Origin of the sequence: Paenibacillus sp. LBL (assembly GCF_029893715.1) — a bacterium.
Taxonomy (GTDB): Bacteria; Bacillota; Bacilli; order Paenibacillales; family Paenibacillaceae; genus Paenibacillus_AQ; species Paenibacillus_AQ glucanolyticus.
In genome coordinates this window covers 52,790-69,518 of the sequence record NZ_JARXYU010000018.1, presented here as the reverse complement: position 1 = coordinate 69,518, position 16,729 = coordinate 52,790, and the positions used below count along the sequence as shown (strand labels likewise).

Sequence of the window (16,729 nt, the reverse complement as noted above, 5' to 3'; positions counted from 1 at the left end):
GTGAAACTTAACATCCTCCAGCGTCCGTGACTTTCCCGTTGCGCGGAGGCGTTGCCTGCAGCAATGAAGCTGAAGAGGCTGGAAACACTTCGTTTCCGGGGAGCTGTACAACCTCCGGAGCGAACGATCCGCCAAAAATGTGGGCGAATACTTCGTCCACCGATTCTACAGGAATTACCCGTAAACCGCCACTTAAATCTTGGAACAACGTTTGCCAATTGTCTTTGGGAATGATTACACGGGTAGCACCTGCCTGGAATGCCGCCTCCACTTTGGCGATGACCCCGCCAATTGGCTTCACCTTTCCATGAATGCTCATCTCGCCGGTCATTGCGACCTTATTATCAACCTCAATTCCTTTGATAGCCGATACAATCGCCGCAGCCATCGCAATACCCGCGGAAGGTCCGTCAATCGGCGTTCCCCCAGGAAAGTTGATATGCAGATCATAGTTCTTAGGTGTAAAACCCATAGAGCCCAGGACTGTTAACACATTCTCGATCGATCCCTTGGCCATGCTCTTACGACGCAGCTTCCGCGAGCCTCCGCCAAATTCCTCTTCATCCACAACCCCGGTGATATTGTAGGTACCCCGTCCCTTCTCAACAGGAACCGCAGATACTTCAATTTCAAGCAGCGCCCCCATATTAGGGCCGTATACAGCTAATCCGTTAACAACGCCAACCTGCGGCTTCTCCGGTATTTTTCGATCCGGACGAGGCTGAAGCTGACTGCTGCTGGCGACCCATTCCACGTCCGCTGCACGAAGCGAATCTCTTTTTTCGGTCAGCGCCAGGCCAGCAGCCAATTGAATCATATTGACCGCTTCCCGGCCGTTGGAACAGTACTGCTTCACCACTTCTACCGCTTCTGGTGCCGAATTCAGCCCAATCTTCTGAATAGCATCCTCTGCAATCCTTCCAATCTCTTCAGGCAAAAGCGGTCGAAAAAAAATCTCCATGCAGCGCGAGCGAAGTGCAGGAGCAATCTCTTCCGGTGAACGTGTCGTTGCACCCACCAGACGGAAGTCGGCCGGCAGGCCGTTTTGAAAAATGTCGTGAATATAAGCAGGTGTGTTGGCATCCTCAGAATTATAATATGCACTTTCCAGCAGCACCTTGCGGTCCTCCAGCACTTTTAAAAGCTTATTCATCTGGATCGGATGCAATTCCCCAATTTCATCAATAAAGAGGATTCCTCCGTGTGCCTTGGTCACCGCTCCCGGCTTCGGCTGAGGAATGCCTGCAACCCCCATGGCTCCCGCACCTTGGTAAATCGGATCATGAACAGACCCGATGAGCGGGTCAGCTATGCCGCGTTCATCGAACCGGGCCGTTGTTGCATCAATTTCCGTGAACTTGGCGTCATATTTAAACGGAGATTGCGGATTCTTCTTCGCTTCCTCCATCACTACACGAGCAGCGGCTGTTTTGCCTACCCCTGGCGGGCCGTATACAATAACATGCTGCGGATTGGCGCTGCAGAGAGCAGCCTTTAGGGCTCGCAAGCCGTCCTTTTGCCCCACGATGTCATCCATGGTTTGCGGTCTTGTTTTCTCAGCCAGCGGTTTTGTTAACGATATGGACCGCAGTTTGCGGAGTTTATCAAGTTCCTTACGCGATTCCCGATCCACCGCCGACTTGCTTGTTTTCTGTCCGCGCAATAAATTCCAAAAATAAATGCCGATGATGACTGCAAAAAACAGCTGCACCAGCATTATCACAATACTTAAGTTCACAAGTCATTCCTCCTGTACTCCATTATGTCTTCATCGAATCGTTAATACATGGTAGTATTGCCGATTCCTCGAATGGTAAAACGCGGATAGCGAAAAAGTCATGACATTGTTGGGAAGGCGCCCCGCTGCTGCGGTGTATGACATCCTGCTAAACAGAAAAGCGGCAGTCTCTTGAATTCAAGAGACTGCCGCTTTTAAAAAGTGCAATTATAACGTTATAAAAACCAAGTTATTAAGCTTAAACCGTGGATTTGTGCTTGCGGCCCGGGATTTCGCCGGTTTCCTCGTACACCTTCACGATATTGTCGATTTCCTTCTTAAGCTCCTCCACCATGGTGGCTTCTGGAACTTTACGTATCATCTCCCCATAACGGAAGAGCAGGCCCTCGCCACGCGCGCCGGCAATACCGATGTCGGCTTCTCTAGCCTCACCAGGTCCATTGACTGCGCATCCCAGAACGGAAACTTTAATCGGCACTTTGATCTTCGAGATGTATTCCTCTACCTCATTGGCAATGGAGAACAAGTCGATATCCAGCCGTCCGCAAGTCGGGCAAGATACCAAGGTTGCCGCATCCGAGATGAGGCCGAATGATTTTAGAAGCTCCCGGCCCACTTTGATCTCTTCCACGGGATCAGCACTCAAGGAAATACGCATCGTGCTGCCGATTCCCAGGGACAACAGCGCTCCGAGACCGGCAGCGCTCTTCACCGTACCGGAGAACAGCGTCCCGGCTTCGGTAATTCCCAGATGAAGCGGATATGGAATAACTTCGGCAGCCTTCGTATACGCCGCGATAGCCATCGGTACGTCAGATGCTTTAAGCGAAACGATGATATCGTGGAAATCCAGTTCTTCCAGTATCCCGATATGATACAAGGCGCTTTCCACCATAGCTTCCGGCGTAGGATACCCGTATTTTTCGATAAGATGATTCTCCAAGGAACCGGCGTTAACCCCGATCCGAATCGGAATCCCCTTCTCCTTACAAGCCTTCACGACAGCTTCGACTTTCTCACGCTTGCCGATGTTGCCCGGATTGATCCGAACCTTATCAATACCATTCTCGATAGCCATCAAGGCAAGTTTGTAGTTAAAATGAATATCCGCCACAAGCGGAATATGAATGCGTTTCTTGATTTCTTTTATAGCAGCGGCAGCTTCTTCATTGTTTACCGTTACCCGAACGACCTGACAACCTGCTTCTTCCAGACGCAAAATCTCGGCAACGGTTGCCTCCACATCTGCGGTCTTGGTGGTGCACATGCTTTGAATAATGACTTCGTTCTTTCCCCCAATGGTGAGGTTCCCCACCCTGACGGGCCGTGTGTCTTGTCTCAAAAACATGGTACGATCTCTCCCATATAACGCCAAAGCTCCACTCCAGCAAAGCCCGACTGGACATAACTGGAAGTGGAGAATCAGCGTAGATTTATTCCACGCCTAATACGCTATGGCGTATTAAGCACTTTCTTCTTGTTTCTTGTCATCTTCGCTTCCCTTGCTCTGCAGCTCAGGAATCACTTTATCGCGAACAACCTGCTCCGTGATGACGCAATCCTTGATGTCATCTCTGGACGGCACTTCGTACATAACATCCAGCATAATGCCTTCAATGATCGAACGCAATCCGCGTGCACCGGTATTCCGCTTAATTGCCTCGCGGGCAATCGCTTCTAGAGCACCTGGCTCAAACTTGAGGTTGACATTGTCAAATTCAAGCAGCTTTTGGTACTGTTTCGTGAGCGCGTTTTTCGGCTCGGACAGAATGCGTACCAGCGTTGCCTCATCCAGCGGCTCCAAAGTGGAGACTACAGGCAGACGGCCAACAAATTCCGGAATCAAACCGAATTTGAGCAAGTCTTCCGGCAGAACCATGGTCAGGTATTCACCTGGCTTAAGATCCTTTTGGCTCTCTCCGGAGGCATTGAAACCGATGACCTTCTTGCCGATCCGGCGTTTGATATACTGCTCCAGACCGTCAAATGCACCGCCACAGATGAACAAAATGTTCGTTGTATCGATCTGAATGAATTCCTGATGCGGATGCTTGCGTCCTCCTTGCGGTGGAACAGAAGCAACGGTACCTTCAAGAATTTTCAGCAAGGCTTGTTGAACACCTTCACCGGATACGTCACGCGTAATGGACGGGTTCTCCGATTTGCGGGCTACTTTATCGATTTCATCAATATAGATAATGCCGCGTTCTGCTTTTTCCACATCATAGTCTGCTGCCTGGATCAGCTTCAGCAGAATGTTCTCTACATCTTCACCTACATAACCGGCTTCTGTCAGTGAAGTTGCGTCCGCAATAGCAAACGGAACATTGAGAATTTTAGCCATCGTTTGTGCAAGCAATGTTTTACCGGAACCTGTAGGTCCAAGCAGCAAAATGTTACTCTTTTGCAATTCAACATCCTCAATCTTGTTCTGGGTGTTGATGCGCTTATAGTGGTTGTAGACAGCAACCGAAAGGGATTTCTTCGCTTGATCCTGTCCGATTACGTATTGATCCAGAATGTCACGAATATCACGTGGCTTCGGAATATCCTTCAGATCCACTTCTTCCTCATGTCCGAGTTCTTCCTCTACAATCTCGGAGCACAAGTCAATACACTCGTCACATATATAAACACCGGGCCCCGCAACCAGTTTGCGGACCTGCTCCTGGGATTTACCGCAGAAGGAGCATTTTAGCTGCCCTTTGTCATCGTTAAATTTAAACATGCTATTACCACCCCTTAAGATTTGGTCGGTGAAGACAGAACATCGTCAATAATACCGTACGCCTTCGCTTCCTCCGCGCTCATGAAAAAGTCGCGGTCTGTATCGCGTTCGATTTTTTCAAGGGGCTGACCCGTGCGCTCCACATAGATTTGATTCAGCTTATGTCTGGTCTTGATGATCCAATCTGCATGGATTTGGATATCGGATGCCTGACCCTGAATACCCCCGAGCGGTTGATGTATCATGACTTCACTGTTCTCGAGAGCATAGCGTTTGCCTGGTGCTCCGGCAGTAAGCAGCAGCGATCCCATACTGGCGGCCATACCTACGCAAATGGTTGACACATCAGGCTTAATCAACTGCATCGTATCATATATACCCATCCCGGCTGTAACCGAACCGCCAGGAGAATTGATGTACAAAGAGATGTCCTTTTCCGGATCTTCCGCAGCCAAAAACAGCAGCTGGGCAATAACAAGATTGGCAACATCGTCATCTATCGCACTGCTGAGGAATATAATGCGATCCTTCAGTAATCTTGAGTAGATATCGTAAGATCTTTCGCCTCGACTAGTTTGCTCAACAACCATAGGTACAAGACTCATGCGACCAACCTCTTTTCCTTGAAAAATATACGGCAGTGTTACAAAAGTTATTCTAACATGTTCGCAGCACGATGTCATTTTTTAACCCTGTTTACATTCTATGAACTTCCCAAGAATTATATCCTGCCAACTTGTCTCATTATGTATGTCGAAATTAATAACCAATTCATGTCATAATTAGTATTAAATTGGCTATTGTTAGGTAAAAATAAGGCACGCATGAAATGTACGTGCCTTATCGAATGTGAGGGCAGCTTTTCGCAGCTGCCTTTTTATTATTCTTCAGTTGCAGTTTCTTCTTTTTTCTCCACAGGAGCGCCTTCTACACTGTTTTCCAGCAAGAAGTCGATCGTTTTGCGAAGAAGCAATTCTTCACGAAGGCTGTCAAGGGAACCGTTAGCACCAAGGATGCTGCGGATTTCTTCAGCGGAACGTTTGTACGTATCAGCCATATTTTCCAGCTCTTTGTTGATTTCCTCTTCCGTTACTTCGAGCTTCTCTTCTTTTGCGATTTGCTCCAGCACGAGGTTGTTGCGAACGCGTTTTTCAGCGTCTTCTTTCATTTGTCCTTCCAGATCGTCACTGCTTTGGCCGGAGAAGCTAAGGAACATTTCCAGGTTCATGCCTTGTTGACGAAGACGGTTGTCGAAATCGCGCATCATGTTTTGAACTTCGGATTGGATCATAGCGTCTGGAATTTCAATTTCAGCATTAGCCGCTGCTTTTTCAACAGCTTCGTTCTCGCGAACGCCTTGTGCTTCTTGCTCTTTGCGAGTCAGCAATTGTTTCTTCAGATCTTCCTTGTACTCATCAAGGGTATCAAATTCACTAACGTCTTTAGCGAATTCATCATCCAGCTCAGGAAGCTGTTTGCGCTTGATTTCGTGTACTTTCACTTTGAAGACAGCTTGCTTGTTAGCTAACTCAGCTGCATGGTAGTTCTCTGGGAACGTAACTTCCACGTCTTTGAAATCTCCAGTAGCCATACCAATGACTTGATCTTCAAAGCCTGGAATGAAGGAGTTGCTTCCGAGTTCAAGGGAATAACGCTCAGCTTGTCCACCTTCAAAAGGCACACCGTCAACGGAACCGTCGAAATCGATCACTACGATATCACCGGATACAGACGCGCCTTCATCGATTACAGCAAGCTCAGCATGACGTTGTTGCAGACGCTCGAGCTCTTCGTTCAGTTCCTCTTCAGAAACTTCAGCGGCTACAGCAGCTACTTCAACACCTTTGTAATCACCCAGTTTAACTTCAGGTTTCACTGTTACTCTAGCTTTGAACTTGAAAGTTTCACCTTTAGCGAATTGCTCGATGTCCACTTCCGGACGATCTACAGGGAAAATATCCGCTTGATCTACAGCTTCGCTGTATGCTTCTGGAAGCAAGATGTCGATTGCATCCTGGTACAAGCTCTCTACGCCATAACGAGCTTCAAAAATCGGGCGAGGCACTTTACCTTTACGGAATCCAGGTACATTTGCTTTTTTAGCTACTTTATTAAAAGCTTTGTCGAGGGCGGATGCAACGCGATCCGCATCAACCTCAACGTCAAGAACGCCAAGGTTCTTCTCTATTTTTTCCCAAGTTGCTTTCATTTATGCTTTCCCCTCCAAAATAATTCACGTGGTCGGCGCAATAATGTATCACGTACCGAATAACCACTATAGTATAAACAACATTAAATCCTTTTTCAAGGGCGAACCCTTATGCTACGATACCGTAAACGTTTTCCAGGCTATGGCTATTCTTCCACACCCGCTGCCACAAATTGCTTGAGAGATCGGTAGGCTCCCTCATAGCGGAACCGCATGGTGTCCGTTATACCGTAGAGCGGGCGGATTTCCTCCTCATTCCGAAACCCCTTCAAACTCTCCGATACAATGTCATGGAGTGCGGCCGCCCATATGTCAAGCGTAGATTCTTCTTCATCCAGCATGGAATGGTAATCTTCGGTACCGTAAATGGCCATTATGAACTGGGACCATAGTTCTTGTGCAAAATAAAACAAAGTCGGTTCATGAATTTCCGTCTGATCTGCAACTCGCTCCAATATTCTCGTTATGGCAAGCGGAAAACTCCCCGGGTCCAGCGGCACCGTGTCGATCTCAATCTCTACGGCTTCCTGTCCCCGATGAAGGCTTACATTTCCCTCCATGCCCCTTCTTCGGAGTGTTTGCAGCACTCGAAATTGCAGCAGGGGATGAAGCGGCGTATCCTGCAGCCACTCAACCAAAACAGCATCAATCTCCGGACGATCCAGATAGGCGAGCTGTTCCAGTGCCAGAATGGTCTGTTCGGTCAACGGTCCGTTCATAACGGAAGCGAGCAGCTTGTCGGCATATCCGGCATCCTGAGCAACTTTTTCCTTAACCATCTGCCTCGCCATTTCCGCTTCGTCTGGATCATCCTCTTCGATATCTGCATCGGAATCAACCGAACGAGGTACAGCCTGTTCTGGAAACGCAGCTTCAAGCCATTCGAGGAGCGAATGCCACTCTTCATAATGCCGTTCATTCTGTCCGCCGCATCTCAGCAGAAAACGCAAAACTTCCATCGCTTCACCGTAACGTTCGTTCTCGAGCATAACCGTAAGCTGAATCTGGTAATAATCCAGCGTCTTCGGAAACAGGATGATGTTCTTATCCTCATGTTCTTGGGAGTAAGAGTCCTTGATAAGGACACCTCCTTTCTATTCCTGTTTTTCATATTCGTTGATTATAGCATATGTACTGCCAAGTTAAAAAAAGAGCGCGGTCTAAGCACTTTCCTGCCGTTCTGAAACATTCCGCCGACGCCTTTATTGAAATCCATCTTATGTCTTATCAATATAACCCGGAATGACACACTAATAATCTGGCAGATTCAAAAATGTTCGCAACTTAAAATAATTGTTGAATTTCCCCAATGCATGTGATAATATATTTTTTGCTTGAAAAATTTCTGTGTCCCAGTAGCTCAGCTGGATAGAGCAACGGCCTTCTAAGCCGTCGGTCAGGGGTTCGAATCCCTTCTGGGACGTAAAATGAAGAAGCAGCCACTTATCATCGTGGCTGCTTCTTTGCGTATTCCAGAAGGGACGATGAACCCGGAATCGGGTTCGCCTTAGCTTACGCTTCAGGAGGGGTTACTTCGCAGCCGGGCTTCAAGACCGCATCCCTTCTGGGACACAGTCCGCATATGAACTCCATAGGCCACAATCACAACTTGAACGGACACCAGGAGCGTTATTTCAGAAAAAACGTCCCGTTTTAAAATTTAGCGGACACCACAGCCGTTATTTAGCAATTTAACAGGCAAATCACCCTCTTTTGGCGTTTATAACGGCCCTCAGGTCCGTTAGCATATCTGTTAGAGCTTTTTCACCATATTAGCGGCTTCTGAGTCCGTTATGGCGACCCAGCTCCATATGAATCAGTGGATACGGCTTGCCTGCACCATCCAGTTCCGAGCGGCCCGTCTGCACAAAACCGTATTTTTTGTAAAAAGCGTGGGCTCCGGCGTTCTGTTCATTTACATCGACAGTAAGTTTATCCCCCTTCAACGATTCGGCATGCCGAATCAATTGGCTCCCCGCTCCTCGCCCATGATGCTGTGGATCCACAAACAACATTTCGATTTTCGAGCCGTCCAGGCCCATAAATCCAACGGGCTTGAAATCCTTGTTCAAGCACACCCATAACTCCACAGCTCGAAGTGCTCCATTTTTCACCATTTTATAATAAAAACGGAGATCCTCCTCTGTCAGGAAATCATGCGTGCTGCACACAGCGCGATGCCACAGCTCCACTAATTGATCATGATATTCTTCTTTATAAGCAACAATATGACCCGTCATCCGAAATTCAACCCCTTCTCAGGAAAATCACTAGGTAAATGTAATGATATTGTACAAATCACTCCATACTATTATATAGAAATCCTTAATAGTATTCAGGTCTTTATCGTTCAGGAGGGATATAGGATGCCATTATGGCTTATGTACGCACTGCTGTCGGCGGCCACCGCTGCACTTGTCGCTATTTTCGGCAAAATCGGGCTGCAAAATATCGATGCCAATTCAGCCACTGCCATTCGATCTGTCATCATGGCACTGTTCCTGCTGGGCGTGGTGGCCGTTCAGGGCAAATTTTCCGAGCTCGGGGAAATCCTCGTGCAGAAGAAAGCCTTAAGCTTCATTGTGCTAAGCGGAATTGCAGGAGCCATGTCCTGGCTGTTTTATTTTTTGGCACTGAAATACGGTAAGGTATCGCAGGTCGGGCCCATCGATAAATTAAGCGTGGTCATCGCCGTGATTCTTGCCTTTTTGTTTCTTGGAGAGAAAATATCCTGGATTAACGTGATCGGCGTCGCACTCATTGCTGTTGGTGCCCTGCTCGTTGCCGTAAAATAAAGCCGCTGATCAGCGGTTTATCTCATGATCCACTCATAGTTACAACCTATTGAATCTATCGCATTTATATATTTCTAATTATAAACAAAACCTGTCACAATGAGGTTATTCATAAAAAAGGGGGAGTCTTACGATGTCGGAGCAAATATGGAAGCCTCGGGATTACGATCGGCAGTTGTCGTTTGTTTCAGCTTATGGAAAAGGTTTGGCAGAGCTTCTGGCGCCTCGAGCCGGCGAGCGGATTCTCGACCTTGGGTGCGGGACCGGTGATTTGGCTTATGAAATATCTACGGCCGGTGCATACGTGACCGGTATGGACTCAGCCGTGGAGATGATTGAGCAGGCCCAAACTAAGTATAAAAGCCTTGCATTCCGCGTTGGAAATGGCGAAAACTTCACGGTCGAAGCACCTTATGATGCTGTCTTCTCCAATGCGGCGCTGCACTGGATGAAGAATGCTGCAGGTGCAGTCCGCTCTGTGCATGGCGCACTAAGGAGCGGCGGCCGATTCGTCGCCGAATTTGGAGGACAAGGCAATATTGAAACGATCTATGAAGCCCTAAGAACTGTATTCGCCGACCATTATGGAATCGATGCGGACACACGAAATCCGTGGTATTTTCCTAGTGTGGCAGAATATGCGACTCTGCTGGAAGCCCAAGGGTTCCGGGTCCGTATGGCACATCATTATGACCGTCCTACCAAGCTGTCTGAGGGCAAGGAGGGCGTTCGGTATTGGCTCCTGCATTTTGGCGATCATTTCTTTACCGGATTTACAGCTGAAGAAAGGGACCATGCAATTGCCCGCATCAGCCAAATAAGCTACGACACGCTCTGGCATGAGGATGCCTACTACGCAGATTATAAGCGCTTGCGTATCATTGCGGAGAAGCTTTAACAATTTTATGGTTGATTTTCTAAATAGATTGGTTATAATATGAAAAGCTTGAAAATGTGATTTTCGTTGATTGGGAGAGTAACTGCTTCAGACTTTAGTCCAAGCGAGCCGGGAGGGTGGAAACCGGTACAAAGTCGGCCGTGAAACGGACCCAGGAGATGGTCTTCCGAATTGAAGGATTGTAGGAAGCCCCGGCTTACACCGTTATTGTATGAAGGTGGTTGAACCCTTGCCGGTTTAACAACAAGAGTGGTACCGCGAGCACAAGTCCTCGTCTCTTTATTGAGATGAGGGCTTTTTTTATTTTTCCGAGGTGTTCTTATTTTTCAAAGGGGGATTTACCGTGTTAAGTCAATTAATGATTACCAGTGTTCAACAAGCAGCAATCCAGGTGTGTGACTCTTTCGGCATCAAGCTGCCGGAATCCATCCCAGTCCGGGTCGAGCAGCCCTCCAGCATGGAGCACGGGGATTATGCAACCAACATCGCAATGCAGCTTGCCAAGCTGCTTCGTAAGGCTCCCCTGCACATTGCCGAGTTAATTAAAACGGAGCTTGAGCAGGATGTTCCCTTCAAACAACTGGTTTCGGCCACGGAGGTCGTGGCTCCAGGTTTTATCAATCTGCACATCGACTGGGAAGCGTGGGCCAACCACCCATTTGAACTGCCGCCGGCGACCCATGAAAAGATTGTTATCGAGCACACCTCCATCAATCCGAACAAATCTGCGCATATCGGTCATTTACGGAATTCCTGTATCGGGGATACGCTGGTCCGGCTGATGAGAAAGCTTGGCTATGAGGTGGAGGCGCATAATTATATCGACGATCTTGGCAATCAGCTGGCGGATACGGTTGTTGGAATGCTCCATACCCCGCTGTCCAAGGAACATGCCAGATTCGGTGATTACTGCTGGGATGTGTATTCGAGCACGAATAAAGCATACGAAAGAGAACCTGCACTGGTTCAACATCGGACGGAAGTTCTCCACGCATTGGAGGAGGGACATCAGAATCTTTCCTGGATCGGATTGCTCGTAGCTGAAAGAATCGTTAAAGAGCATCTTGAAGAAATGAAGCAGTTTGGCATTGGATACGACCTTCTGGTATGGGAGAGCAGCATTGTCAGAGAGGGATTTTGGGATTCCGCTTTCGAATTGTTGAAGAACACCTCACTGTTCCATCAGGAAACCGAGGGTAAGCTGGCAGGCTGCTGGGTGCTCAAACAATTAGGGGGAGATAAGGCAGACGATCCCGATTCCGAGCACAGCATGGACAAAGTGCTGGTACGCTCTAATGGCATTTTGACTTACACCGCCAAAGATATTGCTTATCATTTGTGGAAATACGGACTGCTCTCCAATGATTTTGTATATACAAGATTCACCGAAGATGTTTGGACCACGAGCACTCAGGGTGAACAGCAGGCATATGGCAAAGCCGATATGGTTATCAATGTCATTGATTACAGGCAGCAGTACCCACAGCTGATGGTGAAGCAGGCACTGGAAGGCTTGGGATTCAACGAAGAAGCCCAGAACCTTCGACATGTCAGTTACGGCGTGGTTTCACTTAGTCCTTCGGCAGCAGCGGATCTTGGAATCGACACTTCCGACGGAAAGGCGTCCTATGCCATGTCCGGACGTCAAGGGATCGGGATAAAAATTACCGAGCTTATCCAGCAAGTAGCCAAAGTCATCGAAGATACCCGTTCGGATAAAAACGGATTGTCCAGCCATGCGATAGCAGCAGCCTCCATCCGTTACTATCTGCTTCGCTTTGCACTGCAAACCGAGGTTGTGTTCGATCTGAAACAGGCCACGGAAATTTCGGGAAATACGGGAGTCTACCTGCTCTATTCCTACGCGCGTGCACTTAGTGTTCTCAATAAAGCGCAGGATGCCGGTGTCTTGCCCTCTATGCCTGCTCACTTCCCTGACATGGAAAAAGCAGAGCATGCGCTGCTGAGGCATATCAGCACCTGGCATGATACCCTTTATGCTGCCGGACGAGAGCTATCCCCAAGCGCCATCTGTAACTTCGCGTATGAGCTGTGCTCCTTGTTCAACAATTTTTATTCGGCATGTCCGATTCTGAAAGCCGAGGCAGACGTACAGCGTTTCCGGATATGGCTCACTTCGCTGTTTAAGGATACCCTTGGCGAAGCTTTGGAAGTGTTGGGATTGCCAACGCCGAGCCGGATGTAAAGGAAACTCTGTGGGAGGTTCCTGAATGCAGCTGTAGTTTCTTTAAAAAAGCCGCCCATTCTTATTCAACAAGAATAAGAATGGGCGGCTTTTTTCCTTTATTGCAGCCCTCTGACGGTCAGTCTGACCTGAACTCCATCCGTTGCTGGCTCTTCCTGAAGAGTCCAGTTGACAGCCAGTGCCTCCTTCAAGCGAGCCAACTGCTCCTTCTTGAGCTTTAACCCCTCAATGATTCCCTCACCCACACGGAAGTCGGATTCCGAGCTGAGGTGAAAGGTTTCCTCCAGCCATATTTTCAGACCGTTTCGGGTATTAAACGTAATTTTGTAGCCCTCGATAACGGCTTTTTCCAAATCTTCCCCATGCTCTCCCGCATAGGCGAACAGTTCCCCGTAATGAAAATGACCATTCTGAGCAATCTGAAATCTCTCATTCTCTCCCGAGCGTACTGCCTCCAGCAACTCGGAGGAGGTGAGTCCCGATTTTCTGGCGTGCTCCAATAAGATGGCGGTATTCTGTGATATTTTAGTAAGCTGCATGCTTGATGCCTCCTCAATATATATACGAAAATATTTTTTCTTCTATTATAAGATGAAATGATTATGAAGTCAGGTCTTCTCAAAACATAAACTAATCGTGTCATGGATATCTTTCATTTGCAAGAAAGGCGGCCCTTGATTGGACGCAAAAACACCGCCATAAATGGCGGTGCCTCTTTTACGTCCCAGAAGGGATTCGAACCCCTGACCGACGGCTTAGAAGGCCGTTGCTCTATCCAGCTGAGCTACTGGGACATATATGTATGAAATGCTTTAAAACAGTAACGAAGTATATTATATCGCATATTCGGCATTTTTTAAAGAACTTTTTTTGAATACCCTCATTACAGAATCAGGAACGCGCTTACTGGGTAATATGTATATCATCAGAATGACTTTAGGAGTGTGATACCATGAGACAGCTTCTGTCCTCTTTATCGTATTTCAGCATCTTTTTTGCGCCGTTTCTTCTCCCCCTCATCGTGTGGATTCTGTCTCCGGACGCCTACGTTGCCAAGCACGCCCGCCGTGCATTATTCTCGCACGTATTCCCGGTTATCGCAGCGATACCCATGATCTATATGGCCGTAACCTCGGGGTCCTTCGGCTCCATTATCGGGTATCTCATCCTGTTCGGGATCATCTACTTCGGAGCATTTGTATATAACATCATCATGGGCATTCAAGTATTGCGGGAAACGGCTTACTAAACACATCAGATGATTGAAGGGCCATGCAGCTATCATGCTGCATGGCCCTTCTTGTCTAGGCTTCCAAAGAACTTTGCCAATCTTTTTCCTAACCCCTAAAAATACTGAGGTCCTTCGCTGAGCCGCTGATTCAACTGCTCGTACAATTGACCGGTCGAGAGGAGCTGCTGTTTAAAGGTATCCCGATCCTCCTCGGCCGTGGAATGAACACTATTCTCGAACGCTTCGTCCGTAGCATCCACAAAAGCATCATGCATGCTGTTATCAAACCAGTCGAGCTCCATGCTGGCGTTGCTCCGGACGATTCTCACCAGTTCGTAGCCTCCCAGCGGAGACGATGGTGTCAGGTAAGCCAGCAATGCGCTTTCTCCCTCCGCTTCAGGATATACCTCCACCTCGGCGCATGGCGCACCGTTAACTTCGGTAATCCGTCGAATTTTTGCGTCTCTAATTGCGTACATCATGCATTCTCCTTCATGGGATGTGCAGGCTTCTGCACAATCCTTTTTTTATTTTCACGTCATATCGGAGAGCAATCGCAGCTCCTCCATCTGCTGACGCGTTGCCGGCGTACCCAACTGATATATCGTCCGGTACACATTATCCAGGGAAGATTGAAACAGGGCATTGGAGCTTTGTTGCGGCGTATCCGGCCAAGGAAACATGTATCCAAGGGCTTCTTCTTCCTTCTCCTGCATCATATCCAGCTCAATCCGGACTTGATCAGCCTCTTCCGGCGTAGCTTCGATCTCCCATTCATAAGGGCTTGCCCCCTGCTGAGTCAACACAGAACGGCTTTGCACGGAGACGTAATAGGTTGACTTATCCATGGACGCTTCTCTCCTTTGCTTTGAAATTCGTCCTCTTTCTTAGTTTTCGTAAAAGGACAGACATTTTATGCCTTCCTTCGGCATATATCTGTATCACTTTGGCGACGTAGGATTAAAAAGTTGGGACAGCGTATGACAAAGACAAAGAGAGGATGAACCGTCATGTGCGGAATAACCGGTTTTATACAATGGAGCGGCGATTTGACGCAGGATTCGCAGCTGCTGGTAAAAATGACAGAAAGTTTGGCTCACCGCGGACCTGACGGATCCGGCACCTGGATTTCCAACCCGTGCGCATTTGGACACCGAAGACTCAGCGTGATCGACCCCGAAAATGGAGCTCAGCCGATGATCATTCATCAGGAAGAGGAAGTCTACGCCATTGTATACAACGGGGAATTATATAATGCTGCTGAGCTTAAAGACGAATTGATACGACGCGGACATCGTTTCAATACCAAGTGTGATACGGAAGTGTTGTTAGTCTCCTATATCGAATGGGGCCCCGAGTGTTTGGAACGCCTCAATGGAATATTTGCCTTTGCCATTTGGGATAGTGCGCAGGAACAAGTGTTTCTGGCACGGGACCGGGTGGGAGTAAAACCCTTGTTCTACAGCTACATCGACGGAACCTTGGTTTTCGGCTCTGAACCCAAAGCACTGCTGCAGCATCCGAAGGTGGAGCCCGTGGTCGGTGCTGAAGGACTTGCCGAAGTGTTCATTATCGGTCCTGCACGGACCCCGGGGCATGGCGTCTATAAAGACATCTCCGAACTCCGCCCTGGCATGGCGATGATATTTAACCGGGAAGGGTTGCGCAAATACACCTATTGGAAGCTGGAAAGCAAACCGCATGAGGATGATGTAGACCAAACGGCAAGCTACTTGCGCGATCTCCTCCGGGATACGGTAGAGCGTCAGCTGGTATCTGACGTGCCGGTCTGCTCCCTTTTATCCGGGGGGCTTGATTCCAGTGCGCTTTCTTCCCTTGCCGTCGATTACTATAAGCGGACGGGCCAAGGACAAGTGCATACCTACTCTGTCGATTATGTGGACAACAACAAGCACTTTCAGTCCCATTCCTTCCAGCCTGGCGCAGATGCGCCATGGATTCAACGGATGCACGATGAGCTTGGGACGAACCATCACTGGATTGAATTCGATACTCCCGAATTGGTTGAGGCGCTGGATACCTCCACGCAAAAGCGCGACCTGCCCGGCATGGCCGACGTTGATGCATCGCTGCTCCTCTTCTGCCGAGAGATCAAAAAAGGCGCCACCGTTGCCATATCGGGCGAAGCTGCCGATGAAATATTTGGCGGATATCCTTGGTTTCACCGGGAAGACATGCTGAACTCCGGCACATTCCCATGGTCGGTCGCTCCGGACATGAGAGCCGGACTTCTGTCTGCCGAAATCCGGGACTGGATCAGACCCCTGGAATACCTGGGAGACCGCTATTCGGATGCGGTAGCTGAAGTCCCTAAGCTGGACGGCGAGACTGGCCAGCAAGCCAAAATGCGGGTTATGTCCTACCTCAACATCACCCGTTTTATGCCAACCCTGCTGGACCGCAAGGACCGGATGAGTATGGGCGTCGGACTGGAGGTCCGTGTGCCTTATACCGATCATCGTCTGATCGATTATGTGTGGAACATCCCATGGAGCATCAAAACAGCAGGCGACCGTGAAAAAGGCATTCTGCGCAAGGCGCTGGAGGGCGTGCTCCCGGATGATGTCCTGTACCGCAAAAAAAGTCCGTATCCCAAAACCCACAATCCGAACTACCTGACCGCCGTCAAAGCGCAGATACTGTCCATACTGGATGATGGCACATCTCCGCTGCTTCCGCTCATTGATACTGCGCGGATACGGGAGCTGGCCTCTTCGCCGGACGCGTCCTCCAATCTCCCTTGGTTCGGTCAATTGATGTCCGGCCCGCAGCTGTTTGCCTACCTGGCCCAGGTTCATTTCTGGCTTAAAGAATATAACGTATCCATACGTTAAACCTTATTCTACTGAAAAAACAAAGAAACCATACCCGCTCACGCCGGTATGGTTTCTTTTTGCAATCAT

15 protein-coding genes, 2 tRNA genes and 1 other annotated feature are annotated in these 16,729 nt (G+C 48.6%); of the genes, 6 read left to right on the top strand and 11 right to left on the bottom strand.

The window, feature by feature from the left end; translation table 11 throughout:
* Window positions 1–7 precede the first annotated feature (7 nt).
* The 6 genes from lonB to M2277_RS26485 all read right to left on the bottom strand — a co-directional run bounded on the left by lonB (window position 8) and on the right by M2277_RS26485 (window position 7,664).
* On the bottom strand, window positions 8–1,717 hold the full coding sequence (gene lonB, locus M2277_RS26510) for an ATP-dependent protease LonB (protein WP_481857790.1): 1,710 nt from the start codon (window positions 1,715–1,717) through the stop codon (window positions 8–10).
* A gap of 259 nt (window positions 1,718–1,976) precedes the next feature.
* Window positions 1,977–3,086 (bottom strand): flavodoxin-dependent (E)-4-hydroxy-3-methylbut-2-enyl-diphosphate synthase, encoded by a 1,110-nt coding sequence (ispG, locus tag M2277_RS26505; RefSeq protein ID WP_006208781.1) that lies wholly within the window; start codon window positions 3,084–3,086, stop codon window positions 1,977–1,979.
* 114 nt (window positions 3,087–3,200) lie between these two features.
* On the bottom strand, window positions 3,201–4,466 hold the full coding sequence (gene clpX, locus M2277_RS26500; RefSeq protein WP_006208780.1) for an ATP-dependent protease ATP-binding subunit ClpX: 1,266 nt from the start codon (window positions 4,464–4,466) through the stop codon (window positions 3,201–3,203).
* 14 nt (window positions 4,467–4,480) lie between these two features.
* Window positions 4,481–5,071, bottom strand: a complete 591-nt coding sequence (gene clpP / locus M2277_RS26495) for an ATP-dependent Clp endopeptidase proteolytic subunit ClpP (protein ID WP_006208779.1) — start codon at window positions 5,069–5,071, stop codon at window positions 4,481–4,483.
* 275 nt (window positions 5,072–5,346) lie between these two features.
* Window positions 5,347–6,675, bottom strand: a complete 1,329-nt coding sequence (tig, locus tag M2277_RS26490; protein ID WP_006208778.1) for a trigger factor — start codon at window positions 6,673–6,675, stop codon at window positions 5,347–5,349.
* A gap of 146 nt (window positions 6,676–6,821) precedes the next feature.
* A complete protein-coding gene (locus M2277_RS26485) occupies window positions 6,822–7,664 on the bottom strand; it encodes a hypothetical protein (RefSeq protein WP_006208777.1) in 843 nt (280 codons plus the stop codon).
* 360 nt (window positions 7,665–8,024) lie between these two features.
* On the opposite strand from M2277_RS26485, the gene M2277_RS26480 reads away from it, so the two are divergent.
* Window positions 8,025–8,098: transfer RNA gene (locus M2277_RS26480), tRNA-Arg, on the top strand.
* A gap of 349 nt (window positions 8,099–8,447) precedes the next feature.
* Here the strand turns inward: M2277_RS26480 and M2277_RS26475 are convergent.
* Window positions 8,448–8,915: an acetyltransferase gene (locus tag M2277_RS26475; protein WP_006208776.1), complete on the bottom strand. Its 468-nt coding sequence runs from the start codon at window positions 8,913–8,915 to the stop codon at window positions 8,448–8,450.
* A gap of 126 nt (window positions 8,916–9,041) precedes the next feature.
* On the opposite strand from M2277_RS26475, the gene M2277_RS26470 reads away from it, so the two are divergent.
* The 3 genes from M2277_RS26470 to M2277_RS26460 all read left to right on the top strand — a co-directional run bounded on the left by M2277_RS26470 (window position 9,042) and on the right by M2277_RS26460 (window position 12,574).
* The gene (locus tag M2277_RS26470) at window positions 9,042–9,470 is read left to right on the top strand and encodes an EamA family transporter (protein ID WP_006208775.1); all 429 of its coding nucleotides are present in this window, start codon (window positions 9,042–9,044) and stop codon (window positions 9,468–9,470) included.
* Window positions 9,471–9,603: 133 nt separating this feature from the next.
* Window positions 9,604–10,368 (top strand): class I SAM-dependent methyltransferase, encoded by a 765-nt coding sequence (locus tag M2277_RS26465; protein ID WP_148247980.1) that lies wholly within the window; start codon window positions 9,604–9,606, stop codon window positions 10,366–10,368.
* A gap of 57 nt (window positions 10,369–10,425) precedes the next feature.
* Window positions 10,426–10,650 (top strand) — a binding site (T-box leader).
* 61 nt (window positions 10,651–10,711) lie between these two features.
* Window positions 10,712–12,574 (top strand): arginine--tRNA ligase, encoded by a 1,863-nt coding sequence (locus M2277_RS26460; protein WP_280756031.1) that lies wholly within the window; start codon window positions 10,712–10,714, stop codon window positions 12,572–12,574.
* 98 nt (window positions 12,575–12,672) lie between these two features.
* Here the strand turns inward: M2277_RS26460 and M2277_RS26455 are convergent, their stop codons facing one another.
* Window positions 12,673–13,113: a hypothetical protein gene (locus M2277_RS26455; RefSeq protein ID WP_280756030.1), complete on the bottom strand. Its 441-nt coding sequence runs from the start codon at window positions 13,111–13,113 to the stop codon at window positions 12,673–12,675.
* Window positions 13,114–13,294: 181 nt separating this feature from the next.
* A tRNA-Arg gene (locus M2277_RS26450) sits at window positions 13,295–13,368 on the bottom strand.
* 158 nt (window positions 13,369–13,526) lie between these two features.
* Between M2277_RS26450 and M2277_RS26445 the strand changes: the two genes are divergently transcribed.
* Complete coding sequence (locus M2277_RS26445; RefSeq protein WP_036641371.1) at window positions 13,527–13,823, top strand: magnetosome magnetite crystal formation protein family; 297 nt, start codon at window positions 13,527–13,529, stop codon at window positions 13,821–13,823.
* 95 nt (window positions 13,824–13,918) lie between these two features.
* Here M2277_RS26445 and M2277_RS26440 read toward each other — a convergent pair whose 3' ends face one another.
* Together M2277_RS26440 and M2277_RS26435 are read right to left on the bottom strand one after the other, a co-directional pair.
* Entirely contained in the window at window positions 13,919–14,284 is a 366-nt protein-coding gene (locus M2277_RS26440; RefSeq protein ID WP_006208768.1) for a hypothetical protein, read from the bottom strand.
* Window positions 14,285–14,338: 54 nt separating this feature from the next.
* Window positions 14,339–14,653, bottom strand: a complete 315-nt coding sequence (locus M2277_RS26435) for a hypothetical protein (RefSeq protein WP_006208767.1) — start codon at window positions 14,651–14,653, stop codon at window positions 14,339–14,341.
* A gap of 162 nt (window positions 14,654–14,815) precedes the next feature.
* On the opposite strand from M2277_RS26435, the gene asnB reads away from it, so the two are divergent.
* Window positions 14,816–16,660, top strand: a complete 1,845-nt coding sequence (asnB, locus tag M2277_RS26430) for an asparagine synthase (glutamine-hydrolyzing) (protein ID WP_280756029.1) — start codon at window positions 14,816–14,818, stop codon at window positions 16,658–16,660.
* The last annotated feature ends 69 nt before the right edge of the window (window positions 16,661–16,729 follow it).